Here is a 14655-nt window from a genome sequence, read left to right as displayed (position 1 = left end):
CCGCGACCGTCGGCTTCGACCTGGACCTCACGCTCATCGACCCCCGGCCCGGCATGGTCGACGTGTTCGAGCGGCTGCGCGCGGAGTTCGGCGTGCCCCTCGACGGCGAGCACTTCGCCGCCAACCTCGGCCCGCCGCTGCCCGACGTGCTGCGCACCTACGGGTTCGACGAACCGCTCGTGGCGAGTCTCGTGCACCGGTTCCGGGAGCTCTACCCCGAACTCGTCGTGCCCGGCACGAAGGCCATGCCCGGCGCGGCCGAATCGCTCGCCGCGGTGCGCGAGCTCGGCGGCCGGGCGCTCGTCGTCACCGGGAAGTTCGAGCGCAACGCGCGGCTGCACCTCGACGCCCTCGGCTGGGAGGTCGACCGGCTCGCCGGCGACGTGTTCGCCGCCGCCAAGGGCGACGTGCTGCTCGCCGAAGGCGCCGCCATCTACGTCGGGGACCACCTCGGCGACGTGGTCGGCGCCAAGACGGCCGGCGCGCTCGCCGTCGGCGTCGCCACCGGCCCCTACCGGGCCGAAGAACTCCTGGAAGCCGGGGCCGACGTCGCGCTCGGCGACCTCGCCGAGTTCCCCGCCTGGCTCGCCGGCCGCGCGGGCTGACTCAACCGCGGCGGGTGCGCAGCACCGCGCCCACCACACCGACGACCAACCCGGCCGGGGCCAGCAGCGTCGCCAGGTTCAGCCACAGCGGCAGGTCCTCCAGGCCCGCGGCGTACGACCCGAACACCGCGAGCACCGCGAGCACGCCCGCGGCGAACAGGCCCACCGCGAGGGGGAGCACGACGGAACGAGGGGAAGCGGCGCTCATGCGAGCAGGGTAGGCGCCGCGGCGGCAGGTCCGGCCCGGGTGTGGCCGGAACCTCCGGCTCGGTCGAAGACTTCGCAGGTCAGCGAGGCCTCGTCGGCCGCTCCGCGCAAGGGGCGACGATGTTGCGCTCCGGGCGGGTACTCTGGAACGGACGCGTCCTGGGAACGCTCTGACAGCGTGGCGTTCCGGGGCGTTTTTGTTGTGCCAGGGCCGGTGCGTCGCGCCCCGGCACGACGCACGATGACGACAAGGAGGACCCGCTCGCTCCCGGACCGCCCGACCTGGGCCACGTGGAGGAGTGCGGGCCGGGCATCGACAGGGAACGGTGAGGACAGTGCCGACCGGCAGGGTCAAGTGGTACGACGCGGACAAGGGCTTCGGCTTCGTGACCCAGGACGGTGGGGAGGACGTGTACGTGCGCTCCTCCGCGCTGCCGTCCGACGTCGACTCGCTCAAGACCGGCCAGCGCGTCGACTTCGACATGGCCCAGGGCCGCCGCGGCCCGCAGGCCCTGCGGATCCAGCTGCTGGACCCGCCGCCCTCCGTCGTCGAAGCGCGCCGCCGCCCCGCGGACGAACTGCACGGCATGGTCGACGACATGATCAAGCTGCTGGAGCTGAAGGTGCAGCCCGACCTGCGCCGCGGCAAGTACCCGGACCGCAAGGTGTCCAAGCGGATCGGCGAGGTCGTCCGCGCGGTCGCCCGCGAACTCGACCCCGGCGCCTGACCCCGGCGCCGAACGAGAGCGAACGCCAACCGCACCGCCCGTCTTCGAACCTGCCAGGTCGTTTTCCTGTCAGCGGCGAAGCCGATGAGCGGCGACCACCAGAGCAGCAGGACCACCCGCGGGTTCTCAGCGGTTCCCTCGCGAGGACAGCTTTTTCCCATGTGGCGGAGCCACCTGCGAAAAAGATCCCGCAGCGGGGGAACCGCTGAGGTTCCGCCACCCGAGCCACCACGCAGCAGGAGTTCGACAGGCAGAAACCGTCAGGTCGGGTCGATGACCCAGGTGGCGGCGATGGGGAAGTCCACGCCGCCGTCCTCGCCGAGCACGAGGAGACCGGAGTACTGCTGCACCTCGACGTGCTCCAGGCGGGTGCCGTCCGGGGGGATGCGCAGGGTGTAGGAGTGGCGCTCGTCCGGCCGGATCACGCCGGTGCGCCCCTCGACCTCCTGGCCGTCGACGCCCCGGTAGATGTAGGACACCTGCCACGGCGTGGCGGACACCTCGCCGGGCACCGAGATCTGCAGCGGCGACTTCTCCGGCACCCGCAGCTTGCCCACCGGGTCCTCGGCGGGCGGCGCGCAGTTCTCCCCGGTCGCGTCGCAGAACCGCGCGGGGGCGACCTCGATCGCCTCGCCGTGCGAGTAGAACGTGACCTGCGGGGCGGAGGGTGCCGAGCACCCGGCCAGGGCGACGACGCCCAGCGGAGCCGCGAGCAGCAGCGACTTCAGTCCACGATGCACGACCGCGAGCCTACGGCCCGGTGTCGTCCGCCAAGTCCACGGCCCGGTGTCGCCGGACGGGCTCGCGGTCCGGGGCGGTCCGCCTGGTCCGCGCTCCGGCCGGAACGCCCTCGGTGCCCGGTTCGGCCCGGCGGCCCCGGCGCGGGAGCCGGACCAGCCCGCCGCCGCGCCCGACGAGGACGGTCTGCACCAGCACCAGGGCCAGCAGCGCGGCCGTCGTGGTGAAGCCGATCCACCACACCGGCGGCAGCAGCACTCCCAGCGCGCCGCCGAACACCCAGCTCAGCTGCAACACCGTCTCGGAGCGGCCGAACGCGGAGGCCCGCGACTCCTCGGCCACGTCCCGCTGCACCACCGCGTCCAGGCACACCTTCGCCAGCGCGCTCGCGGTCGCCGCCACGAGCCCGACCGCGACCGCCGCGGGCACTCCGGCCAGCACCGCCGCGCACACCGCGATCGCCAGTGCGCTGCCCAGGCAGCTCACGATCAGCCGGTCCGGGGCGCCGAACCGCATCCGGGCGCCCGCCGCGTTCCCGAGGAAGCTGCCGAGCCCGGCCGCCCCGCCGACCGCGCCGAGCAGCACGACCTGCATCGCCGGGTCCTGCCGGGTGCTCTCCTTGATCACGAAGGCGGCGAACAGCGTCAGGAACCCGGTCAGCACCCGGATGCCCGCGTTGCCCCACAGCGCGACGACCACGTGCGGGCCCAGCGGCGCCCGCCGCCGCTTCCCGGCCACGGCCCGCGCCTCGCCCGCCGAGCTCTCCACCCGCCGCGTGATCCGCAGGCACAGCCACACCCCGGCCGCCGCGAGCGCCGCCATGAACCACAGCGCCCCCGGCGATCCCAGCAACCACGCGAACCCGGACGCCACCGCTCCGAACACGCCCCCGGCGGCCAGGCCGAACGTGGTCAGCCGCGAGTTGGCCGTGGTCAGGTCGATCGCCGCGGGCAGCACCCGCGGGGTCATCGCGGCCTTGAGCACGCCGAACGACTTGGACAGCACCATGCAGCCCAGCGCCGCCGGGTACAGCAGCCAGCCGTCGAAGTTCATCGCCATCACCGCCGCCAGCAGCACGCGGACGCCGAAGGACACCGCGAGCGCGGTGCGCCTGCCCTGCCGCAGCCGGTCCAGCGCGGGGCCGATCACCGGCGCGATCACCGCGAACGGGGCGACGGTGATCAGCAGGTACAGCGCCACCTTGTCCCGGCTCTCGCCGGTGGCAGCGGAGAAGAACAGCGTGTTCGCGAGCGCCACGGTTATCGCCGCGTCCACCGCGTAGTTGAGCATCACCGCGTAGCTGAAGCGGGCGAGCCCGGATTCGGCGGCGCCGTCGGCGTGCGCGGCGGAGAAGAACAGCCGCATCGCGGCGCGGGTCAGCTGGCGGCCGCGCCAGGCCGCGACCCGGGTGACGGTGAGCTTGCGCGGGGGAGCGGTGGCGTCCCAGCGGCCGCCCGCGGAGTTCTCGGGAGCCTCGCCGGGTGATCGGCCGCCGTCCGGGCCGGTGCGCCCGCGGTGCTCGCGTGCGTCGTCGGGCGCGGGGTGGGGTTCGCGTTCGCCGTCCGGGCCGGAACCGCGGTGCGTTCCGGCGGTGCGCGGTGGTGCGGTGGCGGCGGGGTGCTCGGATCCCCGGGCCCCGGGGCCCGCCTGCTCGCGTCCGGCCTGCGCGGTGCCCGCCGGTTCGCCTCGGCCAGGCGCGGGTCCCGCCGGTTCGCGTCCCGTCGAGTCGCGTCCCGCCGAGTCGTCTCCCGCGGTGCTCGCGTGCTCGCGTCCCGCCTGCGCGGCACCGGCTGCGCGGACGCGTTCCCGACCGCCGTCGCGTTCCCGGTCGTCCCGCTGCTCCCGGTCGTCCCGCCGTCCGCCGAAGCCCTGCGGGATCCGCCCGCGCCTGCCGCGCCGCCCGGCTCCCCCGCCGGGGCGGCCGGTCGGTTCCTCGTCGGTGCGCTGGTCGCGTCGGGGCCCCATGACTTCATCCTGCCCCAGCCGCGGGGTCGATCGCGTCCGCTGCTCCGCTGCTCAACCCGGCGTGCGGCGGAGTTGTCCACAGCCGAGAGCTACCTGTGGACAACCTGTGGAAATTTGCGAGATCACGCGTGAGTTCTCCACAGCTCGGTCGCGGCAACCGGTCAGCGGGGCTCGAACCGCACCCGGTACGCGTGCGGCCACAGCTTCCCGGTGAGCAGGAATTCGTCGGTCCCGGGCACCGCGGCGATCCCGTTCAGCACGTCCGCCCCGGCCCGCTCCCCGGCGGGCAGCAGCCCGGACGCGTCGACGACCGCGCCGACCACGCCGGTCGCCGGGTCGATGCGCACGATCTGGTCGCTGCCCCACACGTTCGCCCACACCTGCCCGCCGGCGCATTCGAGCTCGTTGAGCTCCGGTACCGGCCTGCCCTCCAAGGTGACCTGGACGGAGCCGGTGGCCGCGAACGTCGCCGGGTCGCGGAAGGTGAGCCGCGCGCTGCCGTCGCTCATGACCAGCCGGGAACCGTCGTGGCAGAGCCCCCAGCCCTCGCCGTCGTAGTCCACCCGGCGCAGTTCCCGCAGGCTCGTCCGATCACGTTCCAGCGCAACCCCTTCCTGCCAGGTGAGCTGCCAGATACGGTCTCCGGCGACGGTGATGCCTTCGCCGAAGAGGTCGGCGGGGAGACGTTCCTCCCCGAGCACGCGGCCGGTGTCCGGGTCCAGCGCCCGCAGCAGCGAGCGCCCGTACCGCCCGGTGCCTTCGTAGAGGGTTCCGCCGGACAGTTCGAAGCCCTGGGTGAACGAGGAGCGGTCGTGCGGGAGCACGCGGGTCACCATCGCTCGAAGGTGTGGCACGCTGCCCGCGTGCCCAATGCTCTGATCGGTGTGCTCGCGATCCTCTTGGCCTTCGTGCTGAGCTGGTACGTGCGCCGAGCACGCGCCCAACGCCAGTCCGGACAGCAGGCTCGTGATGATCACACCTGCGGACAGACGGTTGCCCAGCGCAGTTCGCCTGGGAAGATCTCCGGTTCGCACCCCGAAAGCCTGACACGGGCGGCGACCGCATCGAACGCGTACGGCACAATCGAGCACGTGACGCCTATGCCTGCTCCGACCACCGACCCGGACGCTCCGCTCGGAGTTCCCGGGGAGCCGAGCGGCGAGTCCACGGGGACCCAGCCGGAACCGGCCCAGCCCGAACCGGCCCGGCTCGACCCGACGCTGGCCGCGGCCGTGGAGACGGCCCGCGCCGCCGCCGAGGGCGAAGCGGGCCCCGCGGCCGATCCGATCGGTTCGCCGGTGCTCACGGTCGACGCGGCGGAGGCCCCCGTCGGCGCGCACGTCGGCGTGGAGGCCGAGGGGCCGGACGCGGCGACGCACTACTTCGAATCGAACTACCCGGGGTACGTGGGCTGGCGCTGGGCGGTGACCGTCGCGATCGCCGGTCCGGGTGAGCCGGTCACGGTCAGCGAGGTCGTGCTGTTGCCGGGCCAGGACGCGCTGACGGCGCCGGCCTGGGTGCCGTGGAGCGAGCGGGTGCGGCCGGGCGATCTCGGCGCCGGTGATCTGCTGCCGAGCGCTCCGGGCGATCCGCGGCTGGCCGAGGGCTACCTGTCCGGTGCGGACCAGGGCGTGGAGTCGCTGGCGCACGAGGTCGGCCTGGGCCGCAAGCGGGTGCTCAGCCACGAGGGCAGGCTGGCGGCCGCGGAGCGCTGGCACCAGGGCGAGTTCGGCCCGGGCAGCGACATCGCGAAGCTCGCGCCCGGCGCGTGCGGCACCTGCGGTTTCTTCCTGCCGCTGGCGGGTTCGATGCAGGCCGCGTTCGGCGTGTGCGGCAACGAGATTGCGCCGGCGGACGGCCGCGTGGTGCACGTGGAGTTCGGGTGCGGCGCGCACTCGGAGGCCGAGGTGGACACGTCGTCGACGGTGCCGGTCGCCGAGGTCGTCTACGACGACACCACGCTGGACTTCGAGTCGCGCGGGTGACCGCGCAGGACGTGTTCGGCACGGCCGAGCTCCGGCGGGCCGTGCTGGAGTCCTGGGACTCCTCGCCGACGAGGTTCCGCGAGGACGCCAACGCCGAGGAGGACCTGCGCCTCGGCGGCTACCGGGACCGGCTGCTGGTGGAGCTGGCGCAGAACGCCGCGGACGCGGCGGGCGCGGACGGCGTGCTGCGGGTCCGGTTCGAGGACGGTGAGCTGCGGCTGGCGAACACCGGCGCGCCGCTGACCTCGGACGGCGTGGCCGCGTTGGGTTCGCTGCGGGCGTCGGCGAAGCGCGAGGGTGCGACGGTCGGCCGGTTCGGCGTGGGTTTCGCCGCGGTGCTGGCGGTGTCGGACGCGCCGCGCGTGGTGTCGACCTCGGGCGCGGTGGAGTTCTCCGCGGAGCGCACCCGGGCCGAGGCGGCGGCGCTGCCGGGCCCGGCGAAGGAGCTCGAATCCCGCGATGGCGGTGTGCCGGTGCTGCGGCTCGCGTGGCCGTCGCAGGAGCGGCCGCCGGAGGGCTTCAGCACCGAGGTGCGGCTGCCCGTCCGGTCCGATGTGGACGGTGATGCGCTGCTGGCGGAGTTCGCCGAGCGCGCCCCTGATCTGCTGCTGGCGCTGCCCGCGCTGCGCGAGGTCCACGTCGGTTCGCGCTCGTGGCGCCGCGAGGACCAGGGTTCCTCGCGGGCGGTGGTGCACGGTCCGCAGCGCAGCGACCGCTGGCTGCTGCACCGGGTGTCCGGTGAACTGGGCGAGTCGGCGCTGGAAGGTCTGGGTTCGGAGGCGAAGCGCGGCGCGAGCTGGTGGGCGTGCTGGGCGGTGCCGCTGGGGCCCGACGACGTGCCGATCCCGCTCGCCGAGGACGTGCTGCACGCCCCGACGCCCACCGAGGAGCGGCTGTCGCTGCCCGCCCGGCTGCTGGCCGGGTTGCCGGTGGAGGCGGACCGGCGGCGGGTCGCGGCCTCGCCCGCGGTGGAGTCGGTGTTGACGTTCGCCGCGGAGAGCTACCCGGACCTGGTCGCGAAGATCGCGCCGGAGCACCGCACCGCGCTGGTGCCGCTGCCCGGCTTCCCGCTGTCCGATGTGGACGGGAAGCTGCGGCAGGACGTGCTGGACCGGTTGCGGATCAGCGCGTGGCTGCCCGGTGGCGCCGGTGGGTCGGTGGCTCCGAGCAGCGCCGCGGTGCTGGAGCACTACTCGCCGGAACTGGTGTCGCTGCTGGCGGACGTGGTGCCGGGCCTGCTGGCCGCGGAACTCTCGGACGCCCGGCAGCGGCGCGCGCTGAGCACCTTGGAGGTGCGGCGGCTCGGCGCGGCTGAGCTGGTGGCCGCGGTCGGCGGGCTGGAGCGCCCGCCGTCCTGGTGGCACCGGCTGTACGAGGCGCTGGCCCCGATCCAGCGCACCGATCTGCGCGCCCGCGAGGAGTTCGCGGCGCTGCCGGTGCCGCTGGCCGACGGCCGCACCGTCACCGGCGCGCGGGACGTGCTGCTCACCGACGGCGATGCCGATTCGGGCCCCGCCGCAGTGCTGTCCACATTGGACATCAGCGGGCTGCGCATCGCGCACCCGGACGCGGCGCACCCGCTGCTGGAGCAGCTCGGTGCGCACCGCGCTGGACCCGCGGAACTGCTCGACGCCCCGCCGCTGGCGGAGGCGGTGCGCGGCAGCGTGGCCGAAGCCCGGGTGGGCGCGGACGTGCTGCCGCTGACCGAATCGGTGCTCGGCCTGGTCCGCGACTCGCGCCCGCACGACTGGCTGGCCGCGCTGGCCATGCCGGACCGCGACGGCGAGATCCGCCGCGCCGACGAGCTGCTGCTGCCGGACGCGGCGCTGCTGGCCGTGCTCGACCCGGACGAGGTCGGGCCGGACGGTTCGCTGGGCGTGCTGGACGGCGCGTTCGCGGCGCGCTGGCCGCGGGACCTGCTGCGGTCCGTGGGCGTGCTGGACTCGTTCGCGCTGCACGTCGAGGACGACCCGATCGACCCGGACGAGCAGTTCGCCGACAGCGTCCGCTGGTGGCACGAGCAGGAGCGCCTGGCGGGCGGGGCGTGGCCGCCCGCGCGGTTCACCTCGGTCCGCGACCTGGACCTGGTCGCCGACGACGCGTGGCCGCAGGCGATCCGGCTGCTCACCGACTCCCCGGACATCGCGCACGTCCTCGGGGACCCGCACAGCCATCCCGCGTGGTGGCTGGCCCGCTTCGCCGTCCTCGACGGCCGCGAACCCCGTTCATGGCGGTTGCCGGAGGCCGAGGACATCGCGGGGATCTACGACCCGGTGCCGGACCTCGGCCTCAGCTCGCGGCGGCTGCGGCTGGCCGGGGTGCGCGGCGAGCTGCGCGTCGACGACCCGGACGACGCGGCCGACCTGGTGGCGCGGCTCGGCGACCCGGACCGCGGCATCCGCGCGGGCACGGCGCTGCGGGCGCACCGCGTGCTCGCCGACGCCGTGGTCGACGGCGTCGTCAGCCCCGGTTTCGCCGGTCCGCCCGAATCGGTGCGGTCCCTGTCCGGGGCCGTGGTCAGCGCGGAGCGGGCCGTGGTGCTGGACGAGCCGTGGATGCTCGGCGTGCTGGAGGCCCCGCTCGTCGTCGCCGGCGGCGGCCCCGACCAGTTCGACGCCGAAGCGCTCGCCGAACTCCTGGACCTCCCGCTGGCCTCCGAGGAGAGCACCATGCGGGTGCTCTCCGACGGCCGCGTGCAGCGCTGGGCCGAGGTCGGCCGGGTGCCGAGCTCCTGCGAACTGCTCGGCATCGCGGTGCCGAACGGCGAGGTCGACCTGCACGACGGGCTGCGCGTGAGCACCCGCGACGGGGAGCGGCGCGTGCACTGGTGGGTCGACGCGACCGGTGCGGTGCACGCCGAGCGGACACCGGACGGGCTGGCCCGCGCCCTCGCCTGGGCGGCCGGTGCCTGGGACAGCCGCTTCGCCCTGGCCGCGCTGCTCGCCGACCCGGAAGCGGTCACCCTGCTGCGCTGAGGTCTCGGTCAGCGGCGCAGCGAGTCGAGGAAGCTGCGCCAGGCGCGCCGGTCGAACAGCAAGGTGCCGCCGTCGCGGTCCTTCGTGTCCCGGACGCCGACCGCATCCGAGGCGAGGCCGACCTCCACGCAACTGCCGGATTGCCCGCTGTGGCTGGATTTCCGCCATTTCGCCGCGTCGCTCAGCATCAGGCTTCCTCCATCTCGGTGGCTATCGTTGCAATCAGACCCGCTGAGGCCTCAACAGACAAGATCGAAGTGTGGATGTCCACTACGGCTTGCTTGTAGGCAGCGACGTCCTTTGCCTCGAAGAGGAAGGCTGGAGATCGGTAGTGCTCCAGCTGGACGATCGGCGGCGCCTTCGCGAACTCGTACAAGACGAATGCGCCTTCGTGTGCGGGAGTCCAGTGAGTCAAGCCGTTGGGGAGGACGGCAACCGTGATGTTGCTCTGCTCGCTGATCCTCAAGATGTACCTGAGCTGTTCTGCCATGACCGCTCGACCGCCGAGGGGCTGGCGCAGCGCGTGCTCGGCGATGATCGCGGTGAGCGGTTTCGCTGCTCTTCCCGCTAGTACGTCTCGCCGAGCCATCCGTAGGCCGACTCGGATTTCCCTTTCAGGGTTGGGCAATCCGCGCATGATGGAGCGCGCGTAGTCGGCAGTCTGGAGGAGGCCCGGGATCACGGTGGGCGCCACATCGGTGATCGAGCTGGCCGAGCGTTCGAACTCGGCTAGCTCGACCAGATGCTTGTGCGGACCGGATGAGCTGCGAGCGAACGTGTTCTTGTCTCCGGCATTCCTAGCGAACTCGATCAGCTCGTCATATCTGGTACCGGTAACTCTTAGTGTTCCCAGTATGCGTGCAACATCCTCCGGTCGGGGTGTGCGGGTGCCGGTTTCGTAGCGAGAGATGGTGACATGACTGGTACCAAGCCGATGTGCCAGCTCGCGGGTCGTGATGTTCGCCTGCTTGCGTAGCTCGCGAAGCTCGGCACCGAGCAGGCGCGCCTTGGGTGTGTGTTCACTGGTACCGGCCATGAAAACAGCTTAGCCAATCCGTGTCGGCTGCATGATCCAACGATGGGGGACTAGCAAAGTTGGAGCCGGTAACAACATACTTAAACCGGAAACACGCTAGAGAGGAGCGAACATGCTGGCCGATGGGGCGAAGGTGGGGCGGTGGCAGCCGGTGAGCAGTGGACGGCACGCCTTCGGCCTGGACGCGCGCAGCTCCGAACCGGGTGGGCTGACCCGCGCGCTGTGCGGCGTCGTGGTGTGCACCGACGAGTTGCAGCGGGTCGCCGACGAGATCGACTGGATCCGCGAACCGACCTGCATGGACTGCTGGCGCGAGCTGGCGGACCGAGCGCGCTGAGCGCGCCCCCGAACGCGGCCCGGTCGTGGTGACCCCCGACCCCACACCGGTCCGCACGGGTGGCCGGGCGGCGGCCACACCTCCCCGACGCCCGCCCGGTCACCCTCCACCCGAGGAGATCCGCATGGACCCGCACGACGTGCCCGCCCGCTGCTGGGTGGCGTTCGGCTACCAGAACCACCTCGTCCCGGTCGCCGGTGCCGGCGAGATCGCCGGGAGCTGCGGGGTGCTCACCGACCCGGCCGACGTCGTGCCGTGCGACGAGCGGCCGACCTGCTCGGTGTGCGCCACCGCCGCCCGCACCGGTGATCACCGCATCGTCCCGTTCACCGGAACGATCGACTGTTAATAGCGAGATGGCGATTTCTGCCGCGCACCTGCGGTTTCCGGCATTTCCGCTCGGCCTGCGGTCCGGTTCGTGCTGAGCTGATCAAGGACCACCACTCGCGAGATTCGGACTCGACATGACGCCGCCACCCCCACCGCCCGCGCACCTGCCGCCGCCGGGTTGGTCCCCGCCGCCCCCGCGCCGGCAGCGACCGCCCCGTCGCGGCGGGGTGCTGCCGGTGGTCCTCTCGATCCTCGCGGGCGTCGTCGTGCTGGCGTTGTTCACCGCCGTCGTGGTCGCGCTGCACGGCGGCGCGGACGCGGACCGGCCGGAACACGGATCCGAGCGGCTCCTCCAGCTGACGCCCGGCAACCCCGCCGTGCACTACGGCACGCCCGCCGCCTTCGACGACGGCGACACCTGCCTCACCGACCTCAACGGGGACTCGCAGCTGGAATTCCGCACCGGGAAGACCACCGTCACCCTGCACACCACCCACGAACCGCCGCGCGACCCGGCCCGGCTCCTTGAACCCGCCGCCCGGCAGATCATCCGAAACCTGGCCTGAACACGAGAACGGCCCCGCACCGGAGTCGGTGCGCCCCCGGTCCACGCCGTTCCCGTCATGCAGGCGGGATGTTTTCGAGGACTTCTGCGGCGATCTTCTCTGCGTAGCCGCAGGCGTCGTCCATCTCGGGTGTGCCGCCGGAGTGCTTGGCGTAGAAGACGTCGACGGATTGGGTGTCGGAAACACCGACCGCGACCGTGCACAACGTGTCCGAGAAGTTGACCAGAACCGCCGGGTATCCGGCGACCTCGGTGGGTTCGAAGTTGTCGAAGTTGCTCTTGCGGGCGTGCGCGGCCGTCATACCACCGTGGTTCGTGTTGATCGCGATCGATGTGCCGAGGGCATCACCGCTGATATCGCACGACGGTTCCTGGTATTCGCTGTCCGCTGGCTCGGGCTGTCCGTCCGCCTGGAGGGCTGCTCGTTGCTCGGCAGTGAGCAGCTGGCAGGCATCCGTGACCCCTTTGAGGTCCTTCGGGTTCCGCACCGCCAGAGCGGGGTCGATGTTCTCCGTGCTCGGCGCTGCTTGCGAGGGCTGTTCTCCACCCTCGCCGAGCGCACACGAGGAGATCGCGGTCAACGCGACGAAAGATGCTGCGACCAGGCCACAACGTCGTAACACGAGTAAAACCTCACATCTGATTAGAAGGAGCGGACGATCTCCCCACCGAACGGCGGCCATCCGCTGAGCGAGGTTGCTTTCCGTTCATTTCGGGCTGTTCAACAGTGCTAGGTCTCCTGCTCCTTGTCCGCCGACGTCGGTGCTGAACGACATGCCGCGCACCGGAGCGGTGCGCGGCATGTCGTTCAGCCACACGTCGTCCTGCTCCTCCAGCCAGTTCTCGTGCGCCAGCCCCGGTGAATCTCGTCATACGTCTCGGAGTGGTCGAAACTGGCCTCGTAGGTGATCTCGTCCAAGCTTCCGCGGTCGGAGGGGGAGGGCCAGAGCACTCCTCACCACAGCCGCGCCGGCGACTACCGGTGGAACTACCACGGGACTCTCCTTCCCTGCATGGAGCTCAGGTCAAGGAACGTTCTTGAGTGCTTCCACTGCTATCTTCTCGGCAAAACCGCAGGGATCGTCCATTTCTGGAGTGCCGCCGGCGTTCTTGGAGTAGTAGATCTCGAGGGTCTGATCATCCGCGATCCCGACGTGCACGCGGCAGAGCATGCTCTGCGCGTCCAGTCGCACGGCTGGAAATCCGGCGACTTCTGTCGGGGTGAAGTTGTCCCACTTGCCTTTTCCTGCGTGCAACTTCGCCATTCCGCCATTGTTGGTGTTGATGTCGATCATAGCGTTGTAAGTGTGGCTGAAGATTTCACAGCTGGGTTCTTGGTAGATGTCGTTCGTGAGCGATTCAAAATCTCTGTCGTCGCTCACGCCCAGCTGCGTGCGCTGATCGGGAGTCAGGAGTTGGCAGGCATCGGCGATGCCTTTCAGATTTTTCGGGTTGTCTACCGCGAGGGCGGGATCTGCCCCGTTGCGGGGGGCTGGCCCGTTCTGGCTCTCCGCGGAAGGGTTACCTCCGACGGCGCAAGCAGAGAGGGTGGTGAGTGCGAGTAGTGAAACGGTGGTCATGCGAGCGCGTCGTAGCACGGTGTTGGTTCCTTACGCCTGATTCGGGGTAGCTGCTTCGTCCGCGGACCGGTAGTCCTACAACGTTGCATTGAGCTGATCGATCTGGCCTTGCAGATGCCTCTCGGCTTCGTTCACTGCTTGCGACGAGACGAACGGCGTTGGATGCGCTGATCAGGCGGGCGGAATGTTCTTCAGGGCTTCAGCGGGGATCTTATTCGCGTAGCCGCAGGGGTCTTCCATTTCCGGTGTTCCGCCCGAGTTCTTCGCGTAGTAGATCTCGATCGACTGGTCGTCGGCGACGCCGGTGAGGATCGTGCACAGGTTGCCGGCGGCGTTGACCTGCGCGGCGGGGTACCCGTCCACCTCGGTGGCTTCGAAGTTCTCGAAATTGCTCGCCCGAGAGTTCGCAGCGGTCATGCCACCGTGCTCGGTGTTGATGTCGATCGTGATCTTCAATGCGTCGCTTGAGATGTCGCAGCTGGGCTCTTGGTACTGCGGGTTCGTGGAAGGCTCGATCTCTGGTTCGTCGGCGCCGAGCTGGTTCAGCTGTTCTGGGGTCAGCAGTTGGCAGGCGTCAGTGATGCCCTTCAGGTTCTTCGGGGAATCGACCTTCAGCGCGGGATCGACCGCCTCCTGGGAACCTGACGGTTCGAGCTGCTTCCCGCCTCCGCCTTGTCCCACGGCACAAGCGGAAATCGTGGTGAGCACGAAAAATGATGCGGTCAGCGCAGTGGTACGTCGTAGCACGACAAGGTCCTCATGCCTGGTTTGCGGAACGGGTGTGTCTTTCATCGAACGGGCGGTCGGAACCCCCGGCCCGGCTCACGGGATGCCATTGAGCACTTCCGTTGCGATCTTCTCGGCGTAGCCGCAGGGGTCGGCCACCTCCGGGGTTCCGCCGGAGTACTTGGTGTAGTCGATGGTGACCGATTCGCTGTCGGAGATGCCCACTTCGACGCTGCACGTGCTCGACTGGGCGTTGACCCGGGCCGCTGGGTACTCACCGATGCGGGTCGGTGCGAAGTTGTCGTGGTTGTCGGCGCTGCGGTAGATCTGTTCCGCATCGCCACCGGTTTTGACGTAGAGGCCGACCGAGAACGCGAACGCCTCGGTGCTCCAGTCGCACTTGGGCTCGCCGAAGGTGGTCGTGCCGGGCTCGCCATTTTTCTCCGCGCCTAGCGTGCTCAGCTGTTCTGGAGTGAGCAGCCGGCACGCATCGGTGACCGCCGCGACCGTCTTCGGCTGATCGACCGCGAGTGCCGGATCGCCGCCGACTTGGGGCTCGGGTGCACTCTCAGGTGCGGTCTGTTCGTTACCGGTGAGGCCGCAAGCCGAGATACCTCCGGCGATGACCAGGGAAGTCGCAGCCAGAATCGCGCGTCGAAGCACTGCTCTGCCGTCCTTGCGTTCGAGTTGGTGGGCAGCAAGGCACCGAGGTTCGCCGACTTCGGTGCCGCACGAGAACGGCCCCCCCCCCCGGTTGGGGGGCCGCCCGGGCCCCCCCCCCCCCGCAAGGCAGGGGGGTTTTTTTGCGGGCATAATAGGGGCTAGTATAATAGTAGCCCCCCGCGGCCTCCCAAACGGGGGGTGCCCCCCGGGGGGTG

Annotated in this window: 17 protein-coding genes; 7 read left to right on the top strand and 10 right to left on the bottom strand. The window is 71.1% G+C overall.

The features are described 5' to 3' along the window. The first annotated feature begins 53 nt into the window (after window positions 1–53). A complete protein-coding gene (locus tag LCD33_RS09965; protein ID WP_374108083.1) occupies window positions 54–605 on the top strand; it encodes an HAD family hydrolase in 552 nt (183 codons plus the stop codon). Between the two features lies 1 nt (window position 606). Here LCD33_RS09965 and LCD33_RS09960 read toward each other — a convergent pair whose 3' ends face one another. Beyond that, window positions 607–813 carry a hypothetical protein gene (locus tag LCD33_RS09960; protein ID WP_224959075.1) on the bottom strand — a complete coding sequence of 69 codons (207 nt, stop codon included), beginning with the start codon at window positions 811–813 and terminating at the stop codon, window positions 607–609. 334 nt (window positions 814–1147) lie between these two features. Between LCD33_RS09960 and LCD33_RS29195 the strand changes: the two genes are divergently transcribed. Then, window positions 1148–1540, top strand: a complete 393-nt coding sequence (locus LCD33_RS29195) for a cold-shock protein (protein WP_224959076.1) — start codon at window positions 1148–1150, stop codon at window positions 1538–1540. A gap of 260 nt (window positions 1541–1800) precedes the next feature. Here the strand turns inward: LCD33_RS29195 and LCD33_RS09950 are convergent, their stop codons facing one another. The 3 genes from LCD33_RS09950 to LCD33_RS09940 form a co-directional block, all read right to left on the bottom strand. Then, window positions 1801–2280: a DUF2771 family protein gene (locus LCD33_RS09950; RefSeq protein ID WP_224966602.1), complete on the bottom strand. Its 480-nt coding sequence runs from the start codon at window positions 2278–2280 to the stop codon at window positions 1801–1803. Window positions 2281–2290: 10 nt separating this feature from the next. Further along, window positions 2291–4243, bottom strand: a complete 1953-nt coding sequence (locus LCD33_RS09945) for an MFS transporter (RefSeq protein WP_224977757.1) — start codon at window positions 4241–4243, stop codon at window positions 2291–2293. 161 nt (window positions 4244–4404) lie between these two features. Further along, window positions 4405–5115 carry a glutaminyl-peptide cyclotransferase gene (locus LCD33_RS09940; RefSeq protein WP_374201661.1) on the bottom strand — a complete coding sequence of 237 codons (711 nt, stop codon included), beginning with the start codon at window positions 5113–5115 and terminating at the stop codon, window positions 4405–4407. 228 nt (window positions 5116–5343) lie between these two features. Between LCD33_RS09940 and LCD33_RS09935 the strand changes: the two genes are divergently transcribed. Together LCD33_RS09935 and LCD33_RS09930 are read left to right on the top strand one after the other, a co-directional pair. Beyond that, window positions 5344–6228, top strand: a complete 885-nt coding sequence (locus tag LCD33_RS09935) for a DUF3027 domain-containing protein (RefSeq protein WP_224959081.1) — start codon at window positions 5344–5346, stop codon at window positions 6226–6228. Further along, window positions 6225–9203, top strand: coding sequence for a sacsin N-terminal ATP-binding-like domain-containing protein (locus LCD33_RS09930; RefSeq protein ID WP_224959083.1), 2979 nt, complete (start codon window positions 6225–6227; stop codon window positions 9201–9203). Before LCD33_RS09935 ends, LCD33_RS09930 begins: the two co-directional genes overlap by 4 nt. Before the next feature lie 8 nt (window positions 9204–9211). Here LCD33_RS09930 and LCD33_RS09925 read toward each other — a convergent pair whose 3' ends face one another. Next, window positions 9212–9391 (bottom strand): DUF397 domain-containing protein, encoded by a 180-nt coding sequence (locus LCD33_RS09925; RefSeq protein WP_224959085.1) that lies wholly within the window; start codon window positions 9389–9391, stop codon window positions 9212–9214. Beyond that, a complete protein-coding gene (locus tag LCD33_RS09920) occupies window positions 9391–10239 on the bottom strand; it encodes a helix-turn-helix transcriptional regulator (protein WP_224959087.1) in 849 nt (282 codons plus the stop codon). Before LCD33_RS09920 ends, LCD33_RS09925 begins: the two co-directional genes overlap by 1 nt. A gap of 112 nt (window positions 10240–10351) precedes the next feature. On the opposite strand from LCD33_RS09920, the gene LCD33_RS09915 reads away from it, so the two are divergent. The 3 genes from LCD33_RS09915 (at window position 10352) to LCD33_RS09905 (ending at window position 11472) form a co-directional block, all read left to right on the top strand. Next, entirely contained in the window at window positions 10352–10576 is a 225-nt protein-coding gene (locus LCD33_RS09915; RefSeq protein WP_224959089.1) for a zinc finger protein, read from the top strand. A 124-nt stretch (window positions 10577–10700) separates the two neighbouring features. Further along, window positions 10701–10925: a hypothetical protein gene (locus tag LCD33_RS09910; RefSeq protein WP_224959090.1), complete on the top strand. Its 225-nt coding sequence runs from the start codon at window positions 10701–10703 to the stop codon at window positions 10923–10925. Window positions 10926–11142: 217 nt separating this feature from the next. Next, a complete protein-coding gene (locus LCD33_RS09905; protein WP_224962751.1) occupies window positions 11143–11472 on the top strand; it encodes a hypothetical protein in 330 nt (109 codons plus the stop codon). A 55-nt stretch (window positions 11473–11527) separates the two neighbouring features. On the opposite strand, the gene LCD33_RS09900 is transcribed toward LCD33_RS09905, so the two are convergent. The 4 genes from LCD33_RS09900 to LCD33_RS09885 all read right to left on the bottom strand — a co-directional run bounded on the left by LCD33_RS09900 (window position 11528) and on the right by LCD33_RS09885 (window position 14440). Further along, the gene (locus tag LCD33_RS09900; protein ID WP_224962753.1) at window positions 11528–12052 is read right to left on the bottom strand and encodes a DUF3558 domain-containing protein; all 525 of its coding nucleotides are present in this window, start codon (window positions 12050–12052) and stop codon (window positions 11528–11530) included. Between the two features lie 444 nt (window positions 12053–12496). Next, window positions 12497–13051, bottom strand: coding sequence for a DUF3558 domain-containing protein (locus tag LCD33_RS09895; RefSeq protein ID WP_224968790.1), 555 nt, complete (start codon window positions 13049–13051; stop codon window positions 12497–12499). A gap of 171 nt (window positions 13052–13222) precedes the next feature. Next, on the bottom strand, window positions 13223–13798 hold the full coding sequence (locus LCD33_RS09890; RefSeq protein ID WP_224968792.1) for a DUF3558 domain-containing protein: 576 nt from the start codon (window positions 13796–13798) through the stop codon (window positions 13223–13225). A 75-nt stretch (window positions 13799–13873) separates the two neighbouring features. Then, entirely contained in the window at window positions 13874–14440 is a 567-nt protein-coding gene (locus LCD33_RS09885) for a DUF3558 domain-containing protein (RefSeq protein ID WP_224968794.1), read from the bottom strand. Window positions 14441–14655: the final 215 nt, after the last annotated feature.

Source organism: Saccharopolyspora sp. 7B (assembly GCF_020177435.1).
Taxonomy (GTDB): Bacteria; Actinomycetota; Actinomycetes; order Mycobacteriales; family Pseudonocardiaceae; genus Saccharopolyspora_C; species Saccharopolyspora_C gregorii.
The sequence above is the reverse complement of the archived record's forward strand: the minus strand, read 5'-3'. Positions and strand labels throughout refer to the sequence as shown.